General features: G+C 71.6%; 17 protein-coding genes. 13 read left to right on the top strand and 4 right to left on the bottom strand.

Features of this window, described 5'->3' with window-relative positions:
• Nucleotides 1-99: 99 nt before the first annotated feature.
• The 8 genes from SMIR_RS13915 (at nt 100) to SMIR_RS13880 (ending at nt 9,382) form a co-directional block, all read left to right on the top strand.
• Complete coding sequence (locus tag SMIR_RS13915; protein WP_054233749.1) at nt 100-954, top strand: bifunctional methylenetetrahydrofolate dehydrogenase/methenyltetrahydrofolate cyclohydrolase; 855 nt, start codon at nt 100-102, stop codon at nt 952-954.
• Nucleotides 955-1,207: 253 nt separating this feature from the next.
• Nucleotides 1,208-1,693, top strand: coding sequence for a DUF3017 domain-containing protein (locus tag SMIR_RS13910; protein ID WP_422664516.1), 486 nt, complete (start codon nt 1,208-1,210; stop codon nt 1,691-1,693).
• 269 nt (nt 1,694-1,962) lie between these two features.
• The gene (locus tag SMIR_RS13905; RefSeq protein ID WP_168494784.1) at nt 1,963-2,547 is read left to right on the top strand and encodes a helix-turn-helix domain-containing protein; all 585 of its coding nucleotides are present in this window, start codon (nt 1,963-1,965) and stop codon (nt 2,545-2,547) included.
• Between the two features lie 398 nt (nt 2,548-2,945).
• The gene (locus tag SMIR_RS13900; RefSeq protein ID WP_212727060.1) at nt 2,946-4,250 is read left to right on the top strand and encodes an XRE family transcriptional regulator; all 1,305 of its coding nucleotides are present in this window, start codon (nt 2,946-2,948) and stop codon (nt 4,248-4,250) included.
• 771 nt (nt 4,251-5,021) lie between these two features.
• Nucleotides 5,022-6,011 (top strand): malate dehydrogenase, encoded by a 990-nt coding sequence (locus SMIR_RS13895; RefSeq protein ID WP_212727059.1) that lies wholly within the window; start codon nt 5,022-5,024, stop codon nt 6,009-6,011.
• 297 nt (nt 6,012-6,308) lie between these two features.
• Nucleotides 6,309-7,952, top strand: coding sequence for an AbeC-like domain-containing protein (locus tag SMIR_RS13890; RefSeq protein ID WP_212727058.1), 1,644 nt, complete (start codon nt 6,309-6,311; stop codon nt 7,950-7,952).
• A complete protein-coding gene (locus SMIR_RS13885; protein WP_212727057.1) occupies nt 7,945-8,307 on the top strand; it encodes a hypothetical protein in 363 nt (120 codons plus the stop codon). Before SMIR_RS13890 ends, SMIR_RS13885 begins: the two co-directional genes overlap by 8 nt.
• Nucleotides 8,308-8,452: 145 nt before the next feature.
• Nucleotides 8,453-9,382, top strand: coding sequence for a serine/threonine kinase C-terminal domain-containing protein (locus SMIR_RS13880; protein WP_212727056.1), 930 nt, complete (start codon nt 8,453-8,455; stop codon nt 9,380-9,382).
• Here the strand turns inward: SMIR_RS13880 and SMIR_RS13875 are convergent.
• The gene (locus SMIR_RS13875; RefSeq protein ID WP_168494794.1) at nt 9,379-10,296 is read right to left on the bottom strand and encodes a bifunctional helix-turn-helix transcriptional regulator/GNAT family N-acetyltransferase; all 918 of its coding nucleotides are present in this window, start codon (nt 10,294-10,296) and stop codon (nt 9,379-9,381) included. The two genes, SMIR_RS13880 and SMIR_RS13875, sit on opposite strands and share 4 nt — an antisense overlap.
• Before the next feature lie 233 nt (nt 10,297-10,529).
• Between SMIR_RS13875 and SMIR_RS13870 the strand changes: the two genes are divergently transcribed.
• The 5 genes from SMIR_RS13870 to SMIR_RS13850 are packed head-to-tail and all read left to right on the top strand — an operon-like array spanning nt 10,530 to nt 17,658.
• Complete coding sequence (locus SMIR_RS13870; protein WP_168494796.1) at nt 10,530-12,068, top strand: aldehyde dehydrogenase family protein; 1,539 nt, start codon at nt 10,530-10,532, stop codon at nt 12,066-12,068.
• Nucleotides 12,069-12,121: 53 nt separating this feature from the next.
• Nucleotides 12,122-13,669, top strand: coding sequence for a GMC family oxidoreductase (locus SMIR_RS13865; RefSeq protein WP_168494797.1), 1,548 nt, complete (start codon nt 12,122-12,124; stop codon nt 13,667-13,669).
• On the top strand, nt 13,669-14,742 hold the full coding sequence (locus SMIR_RS13860) for a quaternary amine ABC transporter ATP-binding protein (RefSeq protein WP_248003079.1): 1,074 nt from the start codon (nt 13,669-13,671) through the stop codon (nt 14,740-14,742). The genes SMIR_RS13865 and SMIR_RS13860 overlap by 1 nt, the downstream gene beginning before the upstream one ends.
• Nucleotides 14,742-16,700 carry an ABC transporter permease gene (locus SMIR_RS13855; RefSeq protein ID WP_168494802.1) on the top strand — a complete coding sequence of 653 codons (1,959 nt, stop codon included), beginning with the start codon at nt 14,742-14,744 and terminating at the stop codon, nt 16,698-16,700. Before SMIR_RS13860 ends, SMIR_RS13855 begins: the two co-directional genes overlap by 1 nt.
• A gap of 1 nt (nt 16,701) precedes the next feature.
• The gene (locus SMIR_RS13850; protein ID WP_168494804.1) at nt 16,702-17,658 is read left to right on the top strand and encodes an ABC transporter substrate-binding protein; all 957 of its coding nucleotides are present in this window, start codon (nt 16,702-16,704) and stop codon (nt 17,656-17,658) included.
• Nucleotides 17,659-17,664: 6 nt separating this feature from the next.
• Here SMIR_RS13850 and SMIR_RS13845 read toward each other — a convergent pair whose 3' ends face one another.
• From SMIR_RS13845 to SMIR_RS13835, 3 genes are read right to left on the bottom strand one after another with little or no spacing between them, the layout of a single operon-like run.
• Nucleotides 17,665-18,378 carry an isocitrate lyase/PEP mutase family protein gene (locus SMIR_RS13845; RefSeq protein ID WP_168494806.1) on the bottom strand — a complete coding sequence of 238 codons (714 nt, stop codon included), beginning with the start codon at nt 18,376-18,378 and terminating at the stop codon, nt 17,665-17,667.
• Nucleotides 18,375-18,842, bottom strand: coding sequence for a carboxymuconolactone decarboxylase family protein (locus SMIR_RS13840; RefSeq protein WP_248003080.1), 468 nt, complete (start codon nt 18,840-18,842; stop codon nt 18,375-18,377). Before SMIR_RS13840 ends, SMIR_RS13845 begins: the two co-directional genes overlap by 4 nt.
• The gene (locus SMIR_RS13835; RefSeq protein WP_168494810.1) at nt 18,839-19,351 is read right to left on the bottom strand and encodes a carboxymuconolactone decarboxylase family protein; all 513 of its coding nucleotides are present in this window, start codon (nt 19,349-19,351) and stop codon (nt 18,839-18,841) included. Before SMIR_RS13835 ends, SMIR_RS13840 begins: the two co-directional genes overlap by 4 nt.
• Nucleotides 19,352-19,386: the final 35 nt, after the last annotated feature.

Here is a 19,386-nt window from a genome sequence, read left to right as displayed (position 1 = left end):
AAGCGCAACATCGCTGATCACGGCTGATCGCGGCTGGTGGCGGAGGGAAAGGAGCGCCCGGATTGGAACCGGGAGCGGGTCATCCGCGAGGATGGGGCCATGACCGCCCAGATTCTCGATGGCAAGGCCACCGCAGCCGCGATCAAGTCCGATCTGACCGCCCGCGTGGCGGCCCTCAAGGAGAAGGGCGTCACGCCCGGCCTGGGGACCGTCCTGGTCGGCGACGACCCCGGCAGCCAGAAGTACGTCGCGGGCAAGCACCGCGACTGCGCCCAGGTCGGTATCGCTTCCATCCAGCGTGAACTGCCCGCGACCGCCACGCAGGAGGAGATCGAGGCGGTGGTGCGCGAACTCAACGAAGACCCCACCTGCACCGGCTACATCGTCCAGCTCCCGCTCCCCAAGGGCATCGACGAGAACCGCATCCTCGAACTGATGGACCCGGACAAGGACGCCGACGGCCTGCACCCGATGAACCTCGGGCGGCTGGTCCTCAACGAGCCGGCCCCGCTGCCGTGCACCCCCAACGGCGTCCTCACCCTGCTGCGCCGCTACGGCGTGGAGATCAAGGGCGCCGAGGTCGTGGTCGTCGGCCGCGGGGTGACCATCGGGCGTCCGATGCCGCTGCTGCTGACGCGGCGCAGCGAGAACGCCACGGTCACCCAGTGTCACACCGGCACCCGTGATCTCTCCGCGCACCTGAAGCGCGCCGACATCATCGTCGCCGCGGCCGGATCCGCCCACCTCATCCGCGCCGAGGACGTGAAGCCGGGCGCCGCCGTCCTCGACGTCGGTGTCTCGCGCAGCGCCGAGGGCAAGATCGTCGGAGACGTCCACCCGGACGTCGCCGAGGTTGCCGCGTGGATCTCCCCGAACCCCGGCGGCGTGGGCCCGATGACCCGCGCCCAGCTGCTCGTCAACGTGGTGGAAGCGGCGGAGCGCAGTGTCGGCTGACGGCGGGCCCGAGGACGCCGCGGCCCGCGACACCGACCCCGACGCCGAGTCGGCCGTACGGGAGGACGCGTCCGCGAACGGCGGGTCGGCCGTGCGGAGGGCGAGGGCGGTGAAGGGTGAGTCCGTCGTGCGGAAGGCGGGGTCCGTGAACGGTGAGTCCGTCGTGCGGAAGGCGGGGTCCGTGAACGGTGAGTCCGTCGTGCGGAAGGCGGGGTCCGTGAACGGTGAGGCCGGTTCGGGGAAGGCGGGGTCCGTGAACGGTGTGGCGGGTGTGCGGGAGGCGGAGGGCCCCGAGGGCGAGCCGGGTGCGCTCGACGCCGTGAGCGCGCCCGACGCCGAGGGGAAGCCGCGCCGCACCACACGGCGCTTCCCCCTGTTCACGCGGGACACCGCGCGGCCCGAGGGCGGCGGCCGGGCGGCGGGCGGCGACGCCCCGGCCCCGGCCCGCCAGTGGCCGATCCTCGCCGTGCTGTCGTCCGTCGGACTCGGCCTGCTGCTGACCGCCCTCGACGTGTTCCGGCTCGGCACGGTCCTGATCGGCGCCGCGCTGCTGGCCGGCGCCGTGATGCGCTGGATGCTGCCCGACGTGGGCATGCTCGCGGTCCGCTCCCGCTTCACGGACATGCTCACGTACGGAGTGCTGGGCGTCGCCATCGTGCTGCTCTCGCTGATGGCACAGCCCAACCCGTGGCTGGTCATCCCGTTCCTGGACGACACGCTGCACTTCACCGTCCGCTGAGACCCCCGCGCATGCCCTGAAGCAGGGCGCGGCCCGTCCCCTCCCCCGAGTAAGGACGGGCCGCGGCCGGGCGGCCGGACCGCCCGGGTCAACCCTTCTGCACAGGCACCGCCTGTTCAACAGCCGTCAGTTCCCTGTGGCACGGAAGTGACCATTCCGCCACGGTGTCCGCGTCGCGTGACGGGAACCGTCCACCGTCCGGCGTCGTCAATCGCTCACGGGGAACGACACGGGAGCGCCTGGGAAGCGCTGCGGGAGGTGGGTGAGCGATGGGTGCCTGGCAGCCGCTGCCGGAGGAGCTTCCTGCGGAGGTACGGCACTTCGTCGAGCAGTTGCGGCTGCTCAAGGACCGCACCGGGATGAGCCTGGTCGCGCTGGGCACGCGTACCGCGTACAGCAAGTCCTCCTGGCAGCGCTACCTCAACGCGAGCCAGCCGCCGCCCCGCCAGGCGGTCGTCGCCCTGTGCCGGGTCGCGGGTGTCGCGGGCGAGGAGACCGAACGTTTCGGGGTGCGCTGGGAACTGGCGGTGCGGGCCTGGCCGCGCGAGCCCGTGCCGCCCGTACCGCCCGTACGAGTACCGGTGGGCGGTCCCGTCCCCGGCCCCGTCTCCGTACCCGGCGGTGAACCTGCTCCCGGCGCCGAAGCCGCCGTCCCCGCCACGTACGCCGTTCCCGCCGCGCGCGGCCGTGACGGCTACGAGGAGGACCCCACGCTCCCGTGGTGGGACCTGCTCGACGAGGAGTCGTCCCGGCGGCCCCCCGCGTCCCGTACGTCCCGCCTCCTCCTCTACGCGGCCCTGCTCGCCGTCGTCCTCCTCCTCGCCGCCGTCGTGGGTGCCGTCACCCTCGGGTGAGCTGAGCGTTCTCGTGACGGGTGAGGTCGCGCCTGTGTTCCCGTTGTGTCGATGTCTTGACAAGTTCAAGGATTTACCCTGATCCGTCCCAACAACCCGGTTAGCGTGGCCAATCGGGACGGTACCGGACGTCCTGTTGCGGAGGACGAGGGTCCGATTGGCGGCCATGACGTCGATGGGACAATGGGCCGCAGCCCGCGGGGCGTGCAACGGTGCATGCCCGGGCCCGAATGCTCCCGTGCGCCCCCATCCCGGGAACTGAGATCCTGACCGATCGCATCCCTGTGGGTAGCCAGAACGGTGACCGTCGGGGGCCGGGGGGACTCGGCGCAGGGGTGCCGAACACGCGGGGGAACAGTCAGGCACGTACGGGGGGAAAGAAGCAGGGGGGAGCAGTAATGCCTCGTTGGAGGGACTTGCCGGATGAACTCGATCCGCAGGTCAGGGAGTTCGCCAGCCAGCTGCGTCGGCTGGTCGACCGGAGCGGGCTGGGCATCGCCGCGGTGGCCGACCGTACGGGCTACAGCAAGACGTCCTGGGAGCGGTACCTCAACGGTCGGCTCCTCGCGCCCAAGGGCGCGATCGTCGCCCTGGCCGAGGTGACCGGGACCAATCCCATCCATCTGACGACCATGTGGGAGCTGGCCGAGCGTGCGTGGAGCCGCTCGGAGATGCGCCACGACATGACCATGGAAGCGATCCGGATCTCCCAGGCGCGCGCCGCGCTCGGGGAGTTCGGGGCGCCCCCGGCGAAGAAGAGCAACGGCAAGCAGGCCCGTAAGGGCGGCAGCGCGACCGCGACGCCCGGCATCACGCCCGGGATCGCCGGGCCCGCGGGGGTGTCGCCGACGGTGCCACCGCAGCCGTCCGCCACGGAGGTGGAGGACTCGTCGTACGGCTCTTCGTCGTCGCTCGGGGGTGGGGCGCGCGGGGGTGCCGGGTACGGCGGGTCCTCTTCGGGCGGGCCTTCGGGTGGACCTTCGTCCGGTGGGGGCTCGCGTGGCGGGGGCTGGGGGGTCGTCGCCACGCCGTCCGGTGACGGGGGGCGGTACGGGCCGTCGACTCCGGCGGGGGCTGCGGGACCGGGGGGTTCTGCGGGGCCGGGGGCTTCTGCGGGTTCTGCGGGTCCGGGCGGTTCTGTGGGTCCGGCCGGGCCTGTCGGTACCGGTGGGTCGGGTGCGCCCGTGGGGGGATCCGCGGACGCGGCGGCGCGGCGTAAGCGGCGGCTGACGATGTTCCTCGCGGGGGTTGTGGGTGCGCTCGTGGTGATAGCCGCGGTCGTGTACTTCACCGGGGGCGACGACAGCAAGAAGGCGCAGAGCGCGCCCAGGACGCCCTCGACGTCCGCCGCGGTCAATCCCGATCTGCCGGCGGGGGTGAAGTGCAGTGGCGCCGGTTGCACGGGCAAGGACCCGGAGAACATGGGGTGCGGTGGGCAACTGGCGACGACCAGCACCAGCATCACCGTCGGTACCACCCTCGTCGAGGTGCGCTACAGCAAGACCTGTGCCGCGGCCTGGGCCCGCATCACCCAGGCCGTGATCGGTGACTCGGTGCAGGTGACGGCCGGTACCGCTGCCAAGCAGACCGGGACCGTCGACAATGCCACCGATGCGTACACCCCGATGGTCGCCGTCAAGGACGCCGCCGAGGCGAAGGCGTGCGTCACGTTGAAATCGGGCCAGAAGGGCTGCACGAAGTGAATTAGCCCGGGGAACTTGGCTGGGGCGGGTGGGCACGCACAACACGGTCCCTCGCCCCCGCCGCCCCCACCCGTCTCATACCCGGGGGCTCCGCCCCCAGCCCCCCGATCGGCCTGAACGCCCTCGTCCTCGAACGCCGGACGGGCTGAAGACATGGCCTGGCCCGGGTGGGCGGGGCATTGGTCTCCGTCCTCGTCCTCAGGTGTCGGACGGGTTGAAGGCGCGGTGTGGTCGGGGTGGGTGGGGTATCGGTCTCCGTCCTCGTCCTCAGGTGTCGGACGGGCCGCGCCCCTCAGGGGCGCGGGGAACTGCGCGCCCAGCCCCCACCAACCGTCGGCCAAAAGACAACAGGCGGCCGGAATTTCGGGGCGTAGCCCCGCCTCAGGGGCGCGAGGAACTGCGCGGGCAACCCCCGCTCACCCGCAGTCGGAGAACCCACCCTCCGAATCCGAGCCCCCAGGAATGTTCCGGCGCCGCTGGGGCAGGCGCACCGTACCCCCACGGGATCCGGCCCCGGCCGGTCACCCCGACGGCGGCCGTCGTGTCATCCTCTCCCGGACCGACGGCCGCCCCGCCGGGGGGTTGTGGGGTGGGCCACACGGGACCCGGCCGTCCGGGATCCTGGATGCGCGATAGCCTGACGGCGGATCTCTCTTGACGCCGAGAGATCGATCATCGGTTCCTTTGATCGATCATTGCGGTGGACGCAGGGGACGATCCTGCACCCCGGGGCAGGGACGCCCCACCGCCTGCTGTCATACGGAGAACGCCATGACCCGCACTCCCGTGAACGTCACCGTCACCGGCGCGGCCGGCCAGATCGGTTACGCCCTGCTCTTCCGCATCGCCTCCGGCCAGCTGCTCGGCGCGGACGTGCCGGTCAAGCTGCGCCTCCTGGAGATCACGCCGGCGCTGAAGGCCGCCGAGGGCACCGCGATGGAGCTCGACGACTGCGCCTTCCCGCTGCTCGCGGGCATCGACATCACTGACGACCCGAACGTCGCCTTCGACGGCACCAACGTCGGTCTGCTCGTCGGCGCCCGCCCCCGTACCAAGGGCATGGAGCGCGGTGACCTGCTCTCCGCCAACGGTGGCATCTTCAAGCCGCAGGGCAAGGCCATCAACGACAACGCCGCGGACGACATCAAGGTCCTCGTCGTGGGCAACCCGGCCAACACCAACGCCCTCATCGCCCAGGCCGCCGCCCCGGACGTACCGGCCGAGCGCTTCACCGCGATGACCCGCCTGGACCACAACCGTGCGCTGACCCAGCTCGCGAAGAAGACCGGCTCCACGGTCGCGGACATCAAGCGCCTGACCATCTGGGGCAACCACTCCGCCACCCAGTACCCGGACATCTTCCACGCCACGGTCGCCGGCAAGAACGCCGCCGAGGTCGTGAACGACGAGAAGTGGCTCGCCGAGGACTTCATCCCGACCGTCGCCAAGCGCGGTGCCGCGATCATCGAGGCCCGTGGCGCGTCCTCCGCCGCCTCCGCCGCCAACGCCGCCATCGACCACGTGTACACCTGGGTCAACGGCACCGCCGACGGTGACTGGACCTCCATGGGTATCCCGTCGGACGGTTCCTACGGCGTGCCCGAGGGGATCATCTCCTCCTTCCCCGTCACCACCAAGGACGGGCAGTACGAGATCGTCCAGGGCCTGGACATCAATGAGTTCTCCCGCGCCCGTATCGACGCCTCCGTCAAGGAGCTCGAGGAGGAGCGCGACGCGGTCCGCGGTCTCGGTCTGATCTGACGTACCCGACTCACCTGAGTCACTCGCAACTCATCGGCCCCGTCCGGGAAGTGTCCCGGGCGGGGCCGACGCATGCGTACAGAAAGTACGCATCGAACGTACGTGCTTTCTCGCTGTATGCGGGGGTGCACGGGGAGTAACTCTCGCTATCGTCGTGACGTACGGTCCGGTAGGGGAGCGCAGGGCTGCTCAAGAGAGCTGGGGCGCGGCCGGGGGAGACACACGGGGGTGGTCCCAGTGACGGAATCGGAGAGACGGTACGCACACAGCGAGGCGACACGGCTGTTGTGTGCCGGAGTGCATCTGGACACCGTGTTCCGGGCACGGGTCATCGACGAACTCATAGGGCACGAGGAGCGGCCCGCGGCGCCGTCCCTCGGTGTCGACGTCGTCGCCGTGCTCGCGCACGCGCTGCGGGCGCGCCGCAGGGAGGCCCTGACCGGGCTCGGGCTGCTGGCCATCTGGATCGTGTTCTTCCTGGTGGAGATGGTCCGGGCCGCCACCGGCGTCGCGGACGCGGGAGCCCAGGGCTTCGCGGAGGCGTTCGGCGCCCTCGCGGTGTTCTTCTACGCCGCCGTCTGCTTTCTGCTGTGGTCCGCGCGGGCCGCGTCCGGGTGGGGCATGAGCATGTACGCCGCGAGCCGGGACGAGTCCGCCCGGCTGCGTCTGCCACGCAGGGCGACCGCCTGGGGGCTCACCTTCATGGCGCGCGCCGCGGAGCTCGCCTACTGGGTCTACGCCCTCACCCAGTTGCTGCACGACCCCTTTCTGGTGATCTTCCCGCTCCTGCTCACCTTCGTGATCGGTGCCCACCGCTCCCAGGTGGCCGCGGTCATGAGCGTCGAACTCTCCCGGGACGCCTTCGCCCGTACGTCCGTGGCACTGCCCATGGGCAGCGAGCGTCAGCTCCGGGTCGCGCGGGCCGTCACCTGGGAGCAGCACGCGTCCGTGGCGCTCTACGACGCCCACCGGCCGTTCGTCGGTGCGGGAAAGCCGTACGAGCCCTGGTCGTTCGCGATGGAGATCACCCCCGCCAAGAAGCCGTTCGACGGTCTGAACGGCAAGCTGCCCGAGCAGACAGGCGACGGTTCGGCGAACGGGCACCGGCCGCCGGTGCAGTTGACCAACCGGCAGATCCTCGATCTGGTCGTACCGAAGCTGGAGGCGCTGCGGGAGTCCGCCGCGCGCACCAGCCGGGACCGGCTCAAGGACCTGGAGGTCGAGGAGTTCGTCTACCTGCCGTACGGCGTGGGCCGCAACCAGGGTGTGTACGAGCCGTCGTCGGCCCGGCTGCACCTGGACGGGGCGGTGGACGAGGGCGGCGAGGCGCGCCGTCACTTCCTGCGCGTCAGGGTCGGTGCCTGGGACGAGCAGGTCGTGGTCTCGGTGCTGGTCCGCGTCCACACGCAGGGCGGGATGCTGGTCCTGGAAGTCGTACCGCACGTGCTGGGGCCGATCTTCGAGGAGTACCGGCGCGTCGACTTCATCGCGGCCTCCGGCGAAGGCGCGACGGGGCGCGAGGTGCTGCGGACGGTGCTGTCCGCCCCGTCGACGGGTGTGGTGGCCGGGTTCTCCATGCTGCGCACTCTCGCCCAGTGCCTGCGCACCTGGCTGGCCCGGCCCGAACAGGCCCCACCGGACGCCCCGTTGGTGTCCGTGCGGGAGATGGGCAGCACCGACCGGCTGTCGCTGTTCCAGGAGATGGACGTCAGTCGTTACATCAAGACGGTCGAGGACCGCATCGCGAGCGGGGTGCGTGAGGCGCTGCGGCGCAGCGGCTGCGAGACGGGCAGCTTCGAGCAGAACATCTTCAACGTGGCCGCGGGCGGCCAGTTCATCGGGCAGATGAGCGGTGGCACCGCGGTGGGCCGGATCAGCAAGAGCGCCGTCTCCATGGGCAGTGGGGGCGCGTCGTACAACGAGGGGAACAGGGATGACTGAGGGCTCGGGCGGGCGGGTCGACCGGATCACGCGCAGTGCGGTGAACTTCGGCGACCACGGCACCGCGAACTATCACGAGGCGCCGCCCGCGGCCGGCGCCGACGAGACGACCGTGGCGCTCCTGGAGGCCGTCCGCACATTGCGTGAGCATCTGCGGCTGCTCGCGGAGACCGACGACACGACCGGGCTCGACGGCGAACTGGCCGTGGTGCAGGGGGAGATCGAGAGATCGGGTCAGGCGGACCCGGCGCGGCTCGGCCGGCTGCGGATGCGCCTGGAGACCGCCGCCGCGGCCGTGGCGGGGCTGGCGTCGACGGCGGCCGTGGTGCAGGTGATCGCGCAGCTGGCCGGATAGGGCCTGTCGTTTGGATCAGGTCGTTTCAGGAGACGGGGCTCGATCAGTGCTGGTGTGCGTGCCAGACCCCGCGGCCCAGGCCTGATCCGAACGACAGGTCCCAGCGGTCGGCGCGGGATCGGTCTAGTGGGAACGGGGTGACGAGGTGGCGCAACGGTGGGATGAGGACCGCCAGCGGTGGGTCGACGACGACGGTGCGGGCGGGCAGGGCAGAGCAGGGTCCGGCGGTGGCGGGGTGCCACCGGACGCGGAGCAGCAGTGGTGGGCGTCGGCGACCCAGGCGGGGCCGCCGCGCCCGCCCGAGACGCCTCTGCCGCCACCGTCGTGGTCCGGGCCCGGCGGGAGTCCCGGCGGCGGCCGGGGGCCGGCCCCCACGGACTCGCGCCGGCTGCTGGTGGTGATCGTGGCCGTCGCCGTCCTCGCGGGCGGCGTCGGAGGCGCGGTGTGGGCGCTGACCAGGGACGACTCGTCCGGGCACACCGGCGCGGACCCGTCGCGCCCGGCGGTGACCGTCACGGCGACCCAGAGCGTTCCTTCCCCGGACACCGGGTACACCTCCGGGAGTCCGGACACCTACGCCGGCCCCGGCGAGTCCAGCGACCCGGCGACGCAGCCCACGACCCCGGAGCCGTTGCCCGGCTACAGCAGGTCGGTGGATTCGGTCGGCTACACGGTGGACGTGCCGGACGGCTGGGTGCGCGAGGAGGTGCAGGGCAAGCTGGCGCCGGTCGTCACGTACACGGCCCCCGGTGGCAGCAGCAGGCTCATGCTGTTCGAGGTCAAGGAGAGCTCCCTGGCCGAGTCGTCGTCCCAGGCCGAGGAGATCTCGCAGAAGCTCCCGGGGTACCGGCTCATCGAGCGGCAGAACGGGTCCGACTGGACGGAGGTCACCTACCGCTACGACAGCCCGCAGAAGGGCGCCACGCACGTGGTCGACCACCGCTTCCGCGCCGCCGACGGAACGCTCTACGCGATCAACGCGAGCGGTCCCGAGGGCGTGGACATGACCGGCCCGCTCACCACGGCCCTGAACTCCTTCTGCCCCACCGGCACGAACTGCGCGAGCAGTACCTAGGGCCTGTCGTTCGAATCCTCCGACGGGCGGGGCAGCCGCTTCTCGAACCAGTGGGCGGCGTAGACGTTGTCGTCGTAGCGCGGGATCTCGGTGTAGCCGCACGCCCGGTACATCGCCTGCGCCTCGGTGAGCACCGCGTGGGTGTCGAGGCGTACCACGCCGTACCCGCACGCGACGGCCGCCCGTTCCAGTCCGTCGAGGATCCGGCGGGCGAGGCCGAGCCGCCGGGCCTCGGGCCGCACCCACACGTGCCGGATCTCGCCGGTGTCCGGTGTGAGCCGCCGCAGCGCCCCGCACCCCACGGGACGCCCTTCCTCGTACGCGACCAGGAAGGCACCCGAGTCCCCGGACACCTCGTCGGGCCGTACGAGGGCGTCGGGGTCGAAACCCTCCGGGAACCGCGCGTCGATGTCGGCGGCGTACCCGGCGAGGCAGTCGCGCGCGTCACGCGAGGCACCGTCGACGGACTCGACGGTGATCGCGGCCAGCCGCAGCAGCCGTTCGGCGGCAGTGATGGCGGCGGTGAGTTCGCCGCGCCGGCGCTCGTCGAGGGAGCCGAGCAGTCCCTTGGCCAGCGCGTCGGCCCGCCGGTTCTGCTCCTCGACCTCGACCCGCCCGGCCGGCGTCAGCTTCGCGACCCGCAGTCGGCTGTCCTCGGCCGGCACGCTCACCCGCACCAGCCCCTGCGCCTGAAGCGCCCGGACCATCCGGCTCAAGTACCCGGCGTCCAGGCCGAGCCGGCCGCGCAGCTCCCGCAGCGAGGCCCCGTCCCCGATCTCGAACAGCAGCCGCGCCTCGCCGAGCGGCCGGTCCTGCCCGAGGTAGTGGTCGTCGAGGGCTCCGATGCGCCGGGTGAAGTACCGGTTGAAGCGCCGCAGCGCCCGCACATCCTCCGCTGACACCGACAGAGTCATCCTTTGACTCTAGTCAAAGAAAGCCACCTCCGGGGTGCCGGTCACTCTCAGCCTGTGTTTTGCGGTTTCTGGTCGTATTTCTTCCTATTTTTCAGTGACGCCGGGCACTTTTGGTCACTGGTTGTGCATGCATTCCGGGTCGAGGGGCAGGCGCTCCCGGTCCCCGAGAGTGACACGCGTGTCACATACGGACACGCAGGGGCACGGAACAGGAACGGAAGGCAACACCGACCATGGCCGGACACCAGGCGCACCAGGCTCAGCAGGCACAACAGACGCTTCACGTGGGTGGAGAGTGGCGGGGGGCCGTCTCCCGTGCCACCCGCGAGATCCTCGATCCCGCGGATGCCAAGCCGTTCGCCGTGGTCGCGGAGGGTGACGAGCGGGACGCGGACGCGGCCGTCGCCGCCGCCCGCCTCGCCTTCGACACGGGGGAGTGGCCCCGTACCCCCGTCGCCGAGCGCGCCGCGCTGCTGCGCCGTGTCGCCGACCTCCTCGTCCGGGACCGGGAAGAGCTCGGGCTGCTGGAGAGCCGGGACGCGGGCAAGACCCTCGAAGAAGGGCGCGTCGACATCGACTGTGTCGCGGACGCCTTCCGGTACTTCGCCGACCTCGTCGTGGGGGAGGGTGGCGGGCGGGTCGTCGACGCCGGGTCCGACGACATCCACAGCGTCGTCGTGCACGAGCCCGTCGGTGTATGCGCGTTGATCACCCCCTGGAACTATCCGCTTCTGCAGGCCAGTTGGAAGATCGCGCCCGCCCTCGCGGCCGGGAACGCCTTCGTGGTCAAGCCGAGCGAGATCACCCCGCTGACGACGATCGCGCTGATACGGCTGCTCACCGAGGCCGGACTCCCCGCCGGGGTCGCGGGCCTCGTGACCGGCCCGGGGCACACGGTGGGCGCCCGCCTGGCCGAGCACCCCGACGTCGACCTCGTCTCCTTCACCGGCGGCCTGGTCAGCGGCACGAAGGTGGCGCGGGCCGCCGCGGAGAGCGTCAAGAAGGTCGCCCTGGAGCTCGGCGGCAAGAACCCCAACGTCGTCTTCGCCGACGCCTGCGCCACGGACGAGGACTTCGACACCGCCGTCGACCAGGCTCTCAACGCCGCCTTCATCCACAGCGGCCAGGTCTGCTCGGCCGGATCCCGGCTCATCGTCGAGGAGTCCGTGCGCGAGCGCTTCGTCGCCGAACTGGCCCGCAGGGCAAGCAGGATCAGGCTCGGACGCGGCACCGAGGACGGCGTCGAGTGCGGCCCCCTCGTGTCGGAGGGGCAGCGCGAGAAGACCGAGGCGTACGTCGCCTCCGCACTCGCGGAGGGCGCGGTGCTGCGGGCGGGCGGCCGGCGCCCGGAGCCGTCCGCCGAACGGCCCGCCACCGGGTACTTCTACGAGCCGACCGTCCTCGACCAGTGCCACCGGGAGATGAAGGTGGTCCGCGAGGAGGTCTTCGGGCCCGTCCTGACCGTGGAGACCTTCCGCACCGAGGACGAGGCCGTCGCGCTCGCCAACGACACCGAGTACGGGCTCGCGGGCGCCGTCTGGACCACCGACGCGGGCCGCGCCCGCCGCGTCGCGGGACGGCTGCGGCACGGCACCGTCTGGATCAACGACTTCCACCCCTACCTCCCGCAGGCGGAGTGGGGCGGCTTCGGGAAGAGCGGCGTGGGGCGCGAACTGGGCCCGGCGGGCCTCGCCGAGTACCGCGAGACCAAGCACGTCTACCAGAACCTGGCGCCGAAGCCGGTCCGCTGGTTCGCGGGCGGACCCCAGTGACGTAACCCCACCACCCCACACAGCACTTGCACCTTGCACCCTGGAGCACCCCCATGCACGAAAGCACGCACGAGAACGCGTCCGAGAACACGTACGACTACGTCGTCGTCGGCGGCGGCACGGCAGGCTCCGTCATCGCCTCCCGTCTCACCGAGAACGCCGACGTGACGGTCGCCGTCATCGAGGGCGGTCCCAGTGACGTCGGCCGTGAGGACGTCCTCACCCTGCGCCGCTGGATGGGCCTGCTCGGCGGCGAACTGGACTACGACTACCCGACGACCGTGCAGCCGCGCGGCAACTCGCACATCCGGCACAGCCGGGCCCGCGTCCTCGGCGGCTGTTCGTCCCACAACACGCTGATCGCGTTCAAGCCGCTGCCGTCCGACTGGGACGAGTGGGAGACGGCGGGCGCCAAGGGCTGGGGCGCGGTGCCGATGGAGGCGTACTTCGCGCGGCTCCTCAACAACATCGTCCCGGTCGACGAGAAGGACCGCAACGCCATCGCCCGCGACTTCGTCGAGGCCGCCCAGGGCGCGCTGGGCGTGCCCCGCGTCGAGGGCTTCAACAAGAAGCCGTTCACCGAGGGCACCGGCTTCTTCGACCTCGCCTACCACCCCGAGAACAACAAGCGCTCCAGCGCGTCGGTCGCGTATCTGCACCCGGTGATGGACGAACGGCCCAACCTCACGCTGCTGCTGGAGACCTGGGCGTACCGGCTCGAGCTGGAGGGGACGCGCGCCACGGGCGTGCACGTACGCGCCAAGGACGGCACGGAGAGCCTCGTACGGGCCCGGCGCGAGGTCCTGCTCTGCGCGGGCGCGGTCGACTCGCCGCGGCTGCTGCTGCACTCCGGGATCGGACCCGCCCACGACCTGGCGGAGCTCGGCATACCCGTCGCCCACGACCTGCCCGGCGTCGGCGAGAACCTGCTCGACCACCCCGAGTCGGTCATCGTCTGGGAGACCGACGGGCCGATCCCGGAGAACTCGGCGATGGACTCCGACGCGGGCCTGTTCGTGCGCCGCGACCCCGAACAGGCGGGCCCCGACCTGATGTTCCACTTCTACCAGATCCCCTTCACGGACAACCCGGAGCGGCTGGGCTACGAACGCCCGGCGCACGGCGTCTCCATGACCCCCAACATCCCCAAGCCGCGCAGCCGCGGCCGCCTCTACCTGACCAGCGCCGATCCATCGGTCAAGCCCGCCCTGGACTTCCGCTACTTCACGGACGAGGACGACTACGACGGCCGCACCCTCGTCGACGGCATCCGCATCGCCCGCCGGATCGCCCGCACCGAGCCGCTCGCCGGCTGGCTCAAGCGCGAGGTGTGCCCCGGGCCCGAGGTCACCGACGACGAGGAGCTGGGCGCGTACGCCCGTCAGGTCGCGCACACCGTCTACCACCCGGCGGGCACCTGCCGGATGGGCGCCACTGATGATCAACTGGCCGTGGTAGACCCCGAGTTGAGGGTACGCGGCCTCGACGGCCTGCGGATCGCCGACGCGTCCGTCTTCCCGACGATGCCCGCCGTGAACCCGATGATCGGAGTGCTCATGGTCGGGGAGAAATGCGCGGAGCTGATCGGGGGCGGTGCGTGATGAGTACTGATTCCGTCTTCTCCGTCGACGGCCTGTGGAAGGTGTTCGGGCCGAAGGCCGAGCGCGTCCCCGCCGACCCCGAGCTCGCCGCCCTCACCCCCGCCGAACTCCGCTCCCGCACCGGCTGCACGGCCGCCGTCCGGGACGTGAGCTTCGACGTCCGCAAGGGCGAGGTCTTCGTCGTCATGGGCCTGTCCGGCTCCGGCAAGTCCACGCTGGTCCGCTGTCTCACCCGGCTGATCGAGCCGACCGCGGGCGCGATCGTCATCGACGGCGAGGACGTACGCGCCATGGACAAGAACCGGCTGCGGGAACTGCGCCGCCACCGCGCCGCGATGGTCTTCCAGCACTTCGGCCTGCTCCCGCACCGCTCGGTGCTCGACAACGTGGCCTACGGCCTGGAGATCCAGGGTGTCGGCAAGGCGGAGCGCCGCGAGAAGGCCGCCGAGGTCGTCGCCAAGGTCGGCCTCGAGGGCATGGAGCAGCGCAGGCCCGGCCAGCTGTCCGGCGGCCAGCAGCAGCGCGTCGGGCTCGCCCGCGCGCTCGCCGTCGACCCCGAAGTCCTGCTCTTCGACGAGCCGTTCAGCGCGCTCGACCCGCTGATCCGGCGCGACATGCAGGAGGAGGTCATCCGGCTGCACCACGACGAGGGCCGCACGATGGTCTTCATCACCCACGACCTCAACGAGGCGCTGCGCCTCGGCGACCGCATCGCGCTCATGCGCGACGGCCGTGTCGTCCAGCTCGGCACCCCCGAGGAGATCGTCGGCTCGCCCGCCGACGACTACGTCCGCGAGTTCGTCCGGGACGTACCGCGCGAACAGGTCATGACCGTCCGTACGGCCATGCGGGCCGCGTCCGCCGCGGAGGCCGCCCGGGGCCCGGCGCTCGCTCCCGACGCGACCGTCTCCGAGGCCATCGAGGCGGTGGCCCGCTCGGGCGACCCCGCCCGCGTGATGGACCATGGACGCTGCGTCGGCGTCGTGGACCCGGCGGCGCTGCTCGGCGTGGTGGCCGGCGCGGACACGCCCGCAGCCGGGGCGCCGGACGGCCCCCGTGGGGAGGCCGCCTGATGGCCACCGTCACCGCGACCGTCGGTCACTCCGGCATCGCCGCGCTGCTCAAGAACCTCGGCAGACACCGGGCCGTCGGCAAGCTGCTGCTGCTCGCCGTCGCGGCGGCCGTGATCGTCCCGGTCCTCGACTCCCACTGGGCGAGCGGCACCTGGCCGGGCGCCCTCACCGTCGACCTCTCCGCACCCCTCGGCCGAGCCAGCGGGTGGATCATCGACAACCGGGACAGCCACCCCCTGTTCCTGTACTTCTTCGGGTACGTCAGCAGCGCCGTCGTCCTCTCCGTGCGCGCCGTCTACGTGGTGCTGCTCGCGGCGGGCTGGGCCGGTGTGACAGCCGTCGCGGCACTCGTCGCCTGGCGCACGGCGGGCGTACGGCTCGCGCTCGGCACGGCCGCCGCGTTCCTCGCCTGCGGACTGCTCGGCATGTGGGTGCCGACCATGCAGACCCTCGCGCTCATGGTGGTCGCCGTCCTCGCGTCCGTCCTGCTGGGCGCGCTGCTCGGCCTCGCCGCCGGGCTCTCCGACCGCACCTACCGCGCGCTGCGCCCCGTCCTCGACACCATGCAGGTGCTCCCGGCGTTCGCGTACCTCCTCCCCGTCGTCCTCGTCTTCGGCATCGGCGTCCCCGCCGCCGTCCTCGCCACCGTCGTGTACGCCGCCCCGCCCATGGCCCGCCTCACCGCGCTCGGCCTGCGTGACGCCGACGCCGGGGTGATGGAGGCCGTCACCTCGCTCGGCGCCACCGCCCGTCAGCGCCTGCTGACCGCCCGCCTCCCGCTGGCCCGCAAGGAACTCCTCCTCGGCCTCAACCAGACGATCATGATGGCCCTGTCCATGGCGGTCATCGCCTCCGTGATCGGCGCGGGCGGCCTCGGCGACCGCGTCTACCAGGCCCTGGCCTCCGTCGACGTGGGCGCCGCACTCGCCGCCGGTATCCCGATCGTGCTGCTCGCGGTCGTCCTGGACCGGGTGACGGGAGCGGCCGGGGAGCGGCTCGGCTCGGACTCCGGGGCGACGGCACTGCGCTGGGTGTACGCCGCTGCCGTGGCCCTCGTCGTGGCGCTGGCCGGACACCTCACCGGCCGTCTCGACTGGCCCGCCTCCTGGACCCTCTCCATCGCCGAGCCCGTGAACCGCGTCGTCGACTGGATGACCAACCACCTGTACTCCGGCGTCCCCTACATCGGCGGCACCGCCGACTGGGCGGGCCACTTCACCACCTGGGTCCTGGACCCCGTCCGGGACGGCCTTCAGTGGCTGCCCTGGTGGTCGGTCCTGCTGATCGTCGCCGCCCTGGCCTGGCTGATCGGCACGTGGCGCACCGCCCTCACCGCGGTCCTCGCGATGGCCGCGATCGGGGTGCTCGGCGTGTGGAAGCCGTCCCTGGACACGCTGTCGCAGGTCCTCGCGGCGGTCGCCGTGACCCTCGTGCTCGGCTTCGCGACCGGCATTGCGGCGGCGCGCAGCGAGCGCGTCGAGCGGCTGCTGCGGCCGGTCCTTGACGTCTTCCAGACGATGCCGCAGTTCGTCTACCTGATCCCGGTGGTGGCGCTGTTCGGCGTGGGCCGCGCGCCCGCCGTGGCCGCCGCGGTCGTCTACGCGCTGCCCGCCGTCGTCCGCATCACCACCCAGGGCCTGCGCGCCGTCGACCCGGCCGCGCTGGAGTCGGCCCGCTCGCTCGGCGCCACCGGCGCCCAGCAACTGCGCCAGGTCCAGCTGCCGCTGGCCCGCCAGTCGCTGCTCCTCGCCGTGAACCAGGGCGTCGTGCTCGTCCTCGCCGTCGTCATCATCGGCGGTCTGGTCGGCGGTGGCGCGCTCGGTTACGACGTCGTGTTCGGCCTCGCGCAGGGCGACCTGGCGACCGGTCTCGTCGCCGGCGCGGCGATCGTCTGCCTCGGCCTGATGCTCGACCGGGTGACCCAGCCGACCGCGCGGACCACGAAGAAGGGAGCGTGACATGCGCCTTCGTACGACTTCGGTGATGGCCGGTGCGGCCGCGCTGCTGACGCTGACCGGTTGCGGCGCCGTCGACATGACCAAGCAGGCCTCGCCCTTCGCGAACGCGCGGGGCTCGAAGAGCCTGACCCTTTCCGTCCAGTCCTGGGTGGGCGCACAGGCCAACGTGGCCGTCGCGCAGTACCTGCTGGAGCACGAGCTCGGCTATCGCGTCGACACCGTCCAGGTCGACGAGGTCCCCGCGTGGGACGCGCTCAGCCAGGGCCGGGTCGACGCCATCCTGGAGGACTGGGGCCACCCCGACCAGGAGAAGCGGTACGTCGAGGACAAGAAGACGATCGCCCCCGGCGGGGACCTGGGCGTCACCGGGCACATCGGCTGGTACGTCCCGACGTACTTCGCCAAGCAGCACCCCGACGTGACCGACTGGAAGAACCTCAACAAGTACGCCGACCAACTGCGCACCGCGGAGAGCGGCGGCAAGGGCCAGCTCATGGACGGCTCACCCTCCTACGTCACCAACGACAAGGCCCTGGTGACCAACCTGAAGCTGAACTACCAGGTGGTGTTCGCCGGTTCGGAGGCCGCGCAGATCACCCAGATGAAGCAGTTCGCCAAGGAGAAGAAGCCCTTCCTCACCTACTGGTACTCGCCCCAGTGGCTCTTCAAGAAGGTCCCCATGACGGAGGTGAAGCTGCCGCCGTACAAGGAGGGCTGCGACGCCGACGCGGCCAAGGTCGCCTGCGCCTACCCGCACACACCGCTCCAGAAGTACCTGAACGCCGACTTCGCGAAGAGCGGCGGCAAGGCGGCCGCCTTCCTGAAGAAGTTCAAGTGGACCACCGAGGACCAGAACGAGGTCTCCCTGATGATCGCGAACGACAAGCTGTCGCCGCAGGACGCGGCGAAGAAGTGGGTCGACAGCCACGCGTCGACGTGGCGCGCGTGGCTGTCGTGACCCCGGCTATCTCAGGTGCGCGGCGATCTCCCGCAGTGCCCCGGTCGCGCGGCGCTGGAGGCCCGGCCCGAAGGTGATCCGGGTGGCCCCCAGCTCGCCGAGTTCGGCGGCCCGGGGGCCGTCGAGCCGTGCGAACACGTTGATCGGGCCCTGGATCCCCGCCCGCAGCAGCGGCAGTACGCCGACGGGGGCGCCGATCGGATACACGCAGTCGGCGCCCGCCGCGACGTACAGCGCGGCCCGCTCGATCGCCCGCTCCGGATCACCGTCCCCGCGGGCGAAGGTGTCGACGCGGGCGTTGACGAAGAGCCGGTCGCCCGCGGCGGAGCGCACCTCGGCCAGCCAGTCGGCGTGCCGGGCCGGGTCCTTGAGGGCTCCGCCGTGGGAGTCCTCAAGGTTGCACCCCACGGCCCCCGCCTCCAGCAGGCGTGCCACCAGCTCCTTCGGCGCGAGCCCGTACCCGTCCTCGACGTCCGCCGACACCGGCACCTCCACGGCCCGCACGATCCGCGCGACCGCCGCGAACATCTCGGCGGCGGGCGTGGCCCCGTCCTCGTACCCGAGCGAGGCGGCGATCCCCGCGCTGGGCGTGGCGAGCGCGGGGAACCCGGCGTCCACGCACACCCGCGCGGAGACGGCGTCCCAGGGGCCGGGCAGGACGAGGGGATCGTCGGGGAGGCGATGGCGATGCAGTGCCCGTAAGACCTCGACCCCGCTCACGGCGCGTATCCCCCCGGCGGGATCCGACGGCTCACCATCACCCGGTTCCAGCCGTTGATCGCGGTGATCAGGGCGATGAGGTGCGCGAGCCGGACGTCGTCGAAGTGCTCGGCCGCCCGCGCGTACACCTCGTCCGGCACGAAGCCCTCCGTCAGGACGGTCACCGCCTCCGTCAGCGTCAGCGCCGCCCGCTCGCGCTCGCTGTAGAGATCCTCCGCTTCCTCCCAGGCGTTGAGGAGCTGGATGCGGTCCTCGGACTCGCCGTTCTTGCGGGCCAGTTCGAGGTGCATGTCGAGGCAGAACGCGCAGTGGTTGAGCTGGGAGGCGCGGATCATGACGAGTTCGGCGAGCGCGGGCTCGCCGAGCCCCTTCTTCGCGGCGGCGCTCAACGCGGACAGGGCCCGCCCGACCGCCGGGTCGAGCACCTTCGGGCGCTCCCTGGCGGGTTCGGCGCGCTTCGTCACTGGTGCTGGCCCGCCTCGTAGTGGCCCGGGACCATCCGCGTGCTCACGCCGAACCGGTTCCACGCGTTGATCACCGTGATCGCGGCGATCAGCTGCGCCAGCTCGGCCTCCTCGAAGTGCTGTGCCGCCTTCTCGTACACCTCGTCCGGTACGAACCCGTCGGTCAGGACGGTCACGGCCTCGGTCAGCTCGATCGCCGCGAGTTCCTTCTCCGTGTAGAAGTGCTTCGACTCCTCCCACGCGCTGAGCTGGACGATCCGCTGCACGCTCTCCCCGGCGGCCAGCGCGTCCTTGGTGTGCATGTCGAGACAGAACGCGCAGTGGTTGAGCTGCGAGGCACGGATCTTCACCAGCTCGCGCAGCTTCGGCTCCAGCCCCTGCTGCGCGGCCGTCTCCAGCCGGAGCATGGCCTTGTAGACCTCGGGGGCGTGCTTGGCCCAGTGCAGTCGGGGGCTGTGCTCGGGGGCGTACTCGGTGGTGGTGGCGGTGGTGGCGTCGTTCGTCGTCATGTTCTCGACCCTACGAGCGAAGCAGCCCAGGAGTA

Origin of the sequence: Streptomyces mirabilis (assembly GCF_018310535.1) — a bacterium.
Taxonomy (GTDB): Bacteria; Actinomycetota; Actinomycetes; order Streptomycetales; family Streptomycetaceae; genus Streptomyces.
Note: the sequence above shows the minus strand (reverse complement) of the source record. Positions and strands in the feature narration are given on the sequence as shown.

Bases quoted from the DNA above. Each gene is read 5' to 3' on its own strand.
- SMIR_RS13915 (WP_054233749.1), top strand. From the start codon at position 100: ATGACCGCCCAGATTCTCGATGGCAAGGCCACCGCAGCCGCGATCAAG.
- SMIR_RS13905 (WP_168494784.1), top strand. From the start codon at position 1,963: ATGGGTGCCTGGCAGCCGCTGCCGGAGGAGCTTCCTGCGGAGGTACGG.
- SMIR_RS13900 (WP_212727060.1), top strand. From the start codon at position 2,946: ATGCCTCGTTGGAGGGACTTGCCGGATGAACTCGATCCGCAGGTCAGG.
- SMIR_RS13895 (WP_212727059.1), top strand. From the start codon at position 5,022: ATGACCCGCACTCCCGTGAACGTCACCGTCACCGGCGCGGCCGGCCAG.
- SMIR_RS13885 (WP_212727057.1), top strand. From the start codon at position 7,945: ATGACTGAGGGCTCGGGCGGGCGGGTCGACCGGATCACGCGCAGTGCG.
- SMIR_RS13875 (WP_168494794.1), bottom strand. From the start codon at position 10,296: ATGACTCTGTCGGTGTCAGCGGAGGATGTGCGGGCGCTGCGGCGCTTC.
- SMIR_RS13870 (WP_168494796.1), top strand. From the start codon at position 10,530: ATGGCCGGACACCAGGCGCACCAGGCTCAGCAGGCACAACAGACGCTT.
- SMIR_RS13865 (WP_168494797.1), top strand. From the start codon at position 12,122: ATGCACGAAAGCACGCACGAGAACGCGTCCGAGAACACGTACGACTAC.
- SMIR_RS13860 (WP_248003079.1), top strand. From the start codon at position 13,669: ATGAGTACTGATTCCGTCTTCTCCGTCGACGGCCTGTGGAAGGTGTTC.
- SMIR_RS13855 (WP_168494802.1), top strand. From the start codon at position 14,742: ATGGCCACCGTCACCGCGACCGTCGGTCACTCCGGCATCGCCGCGCTG.
- SMIR_RS13850 (WP_168494804.1), top strand. From the start codon at position 16,702: ATGCGCCTTCGTACGACTTCGGTGATGGCCGGTGCGGCCGCGCTGCTG.
- SMIR_RS13835 (WP_168494810.1), bottom strand. From the start codon at position 19,351: ATGACGACGAACGACGCCACCACCGCCACCACCACCGAGTACGCCCCC.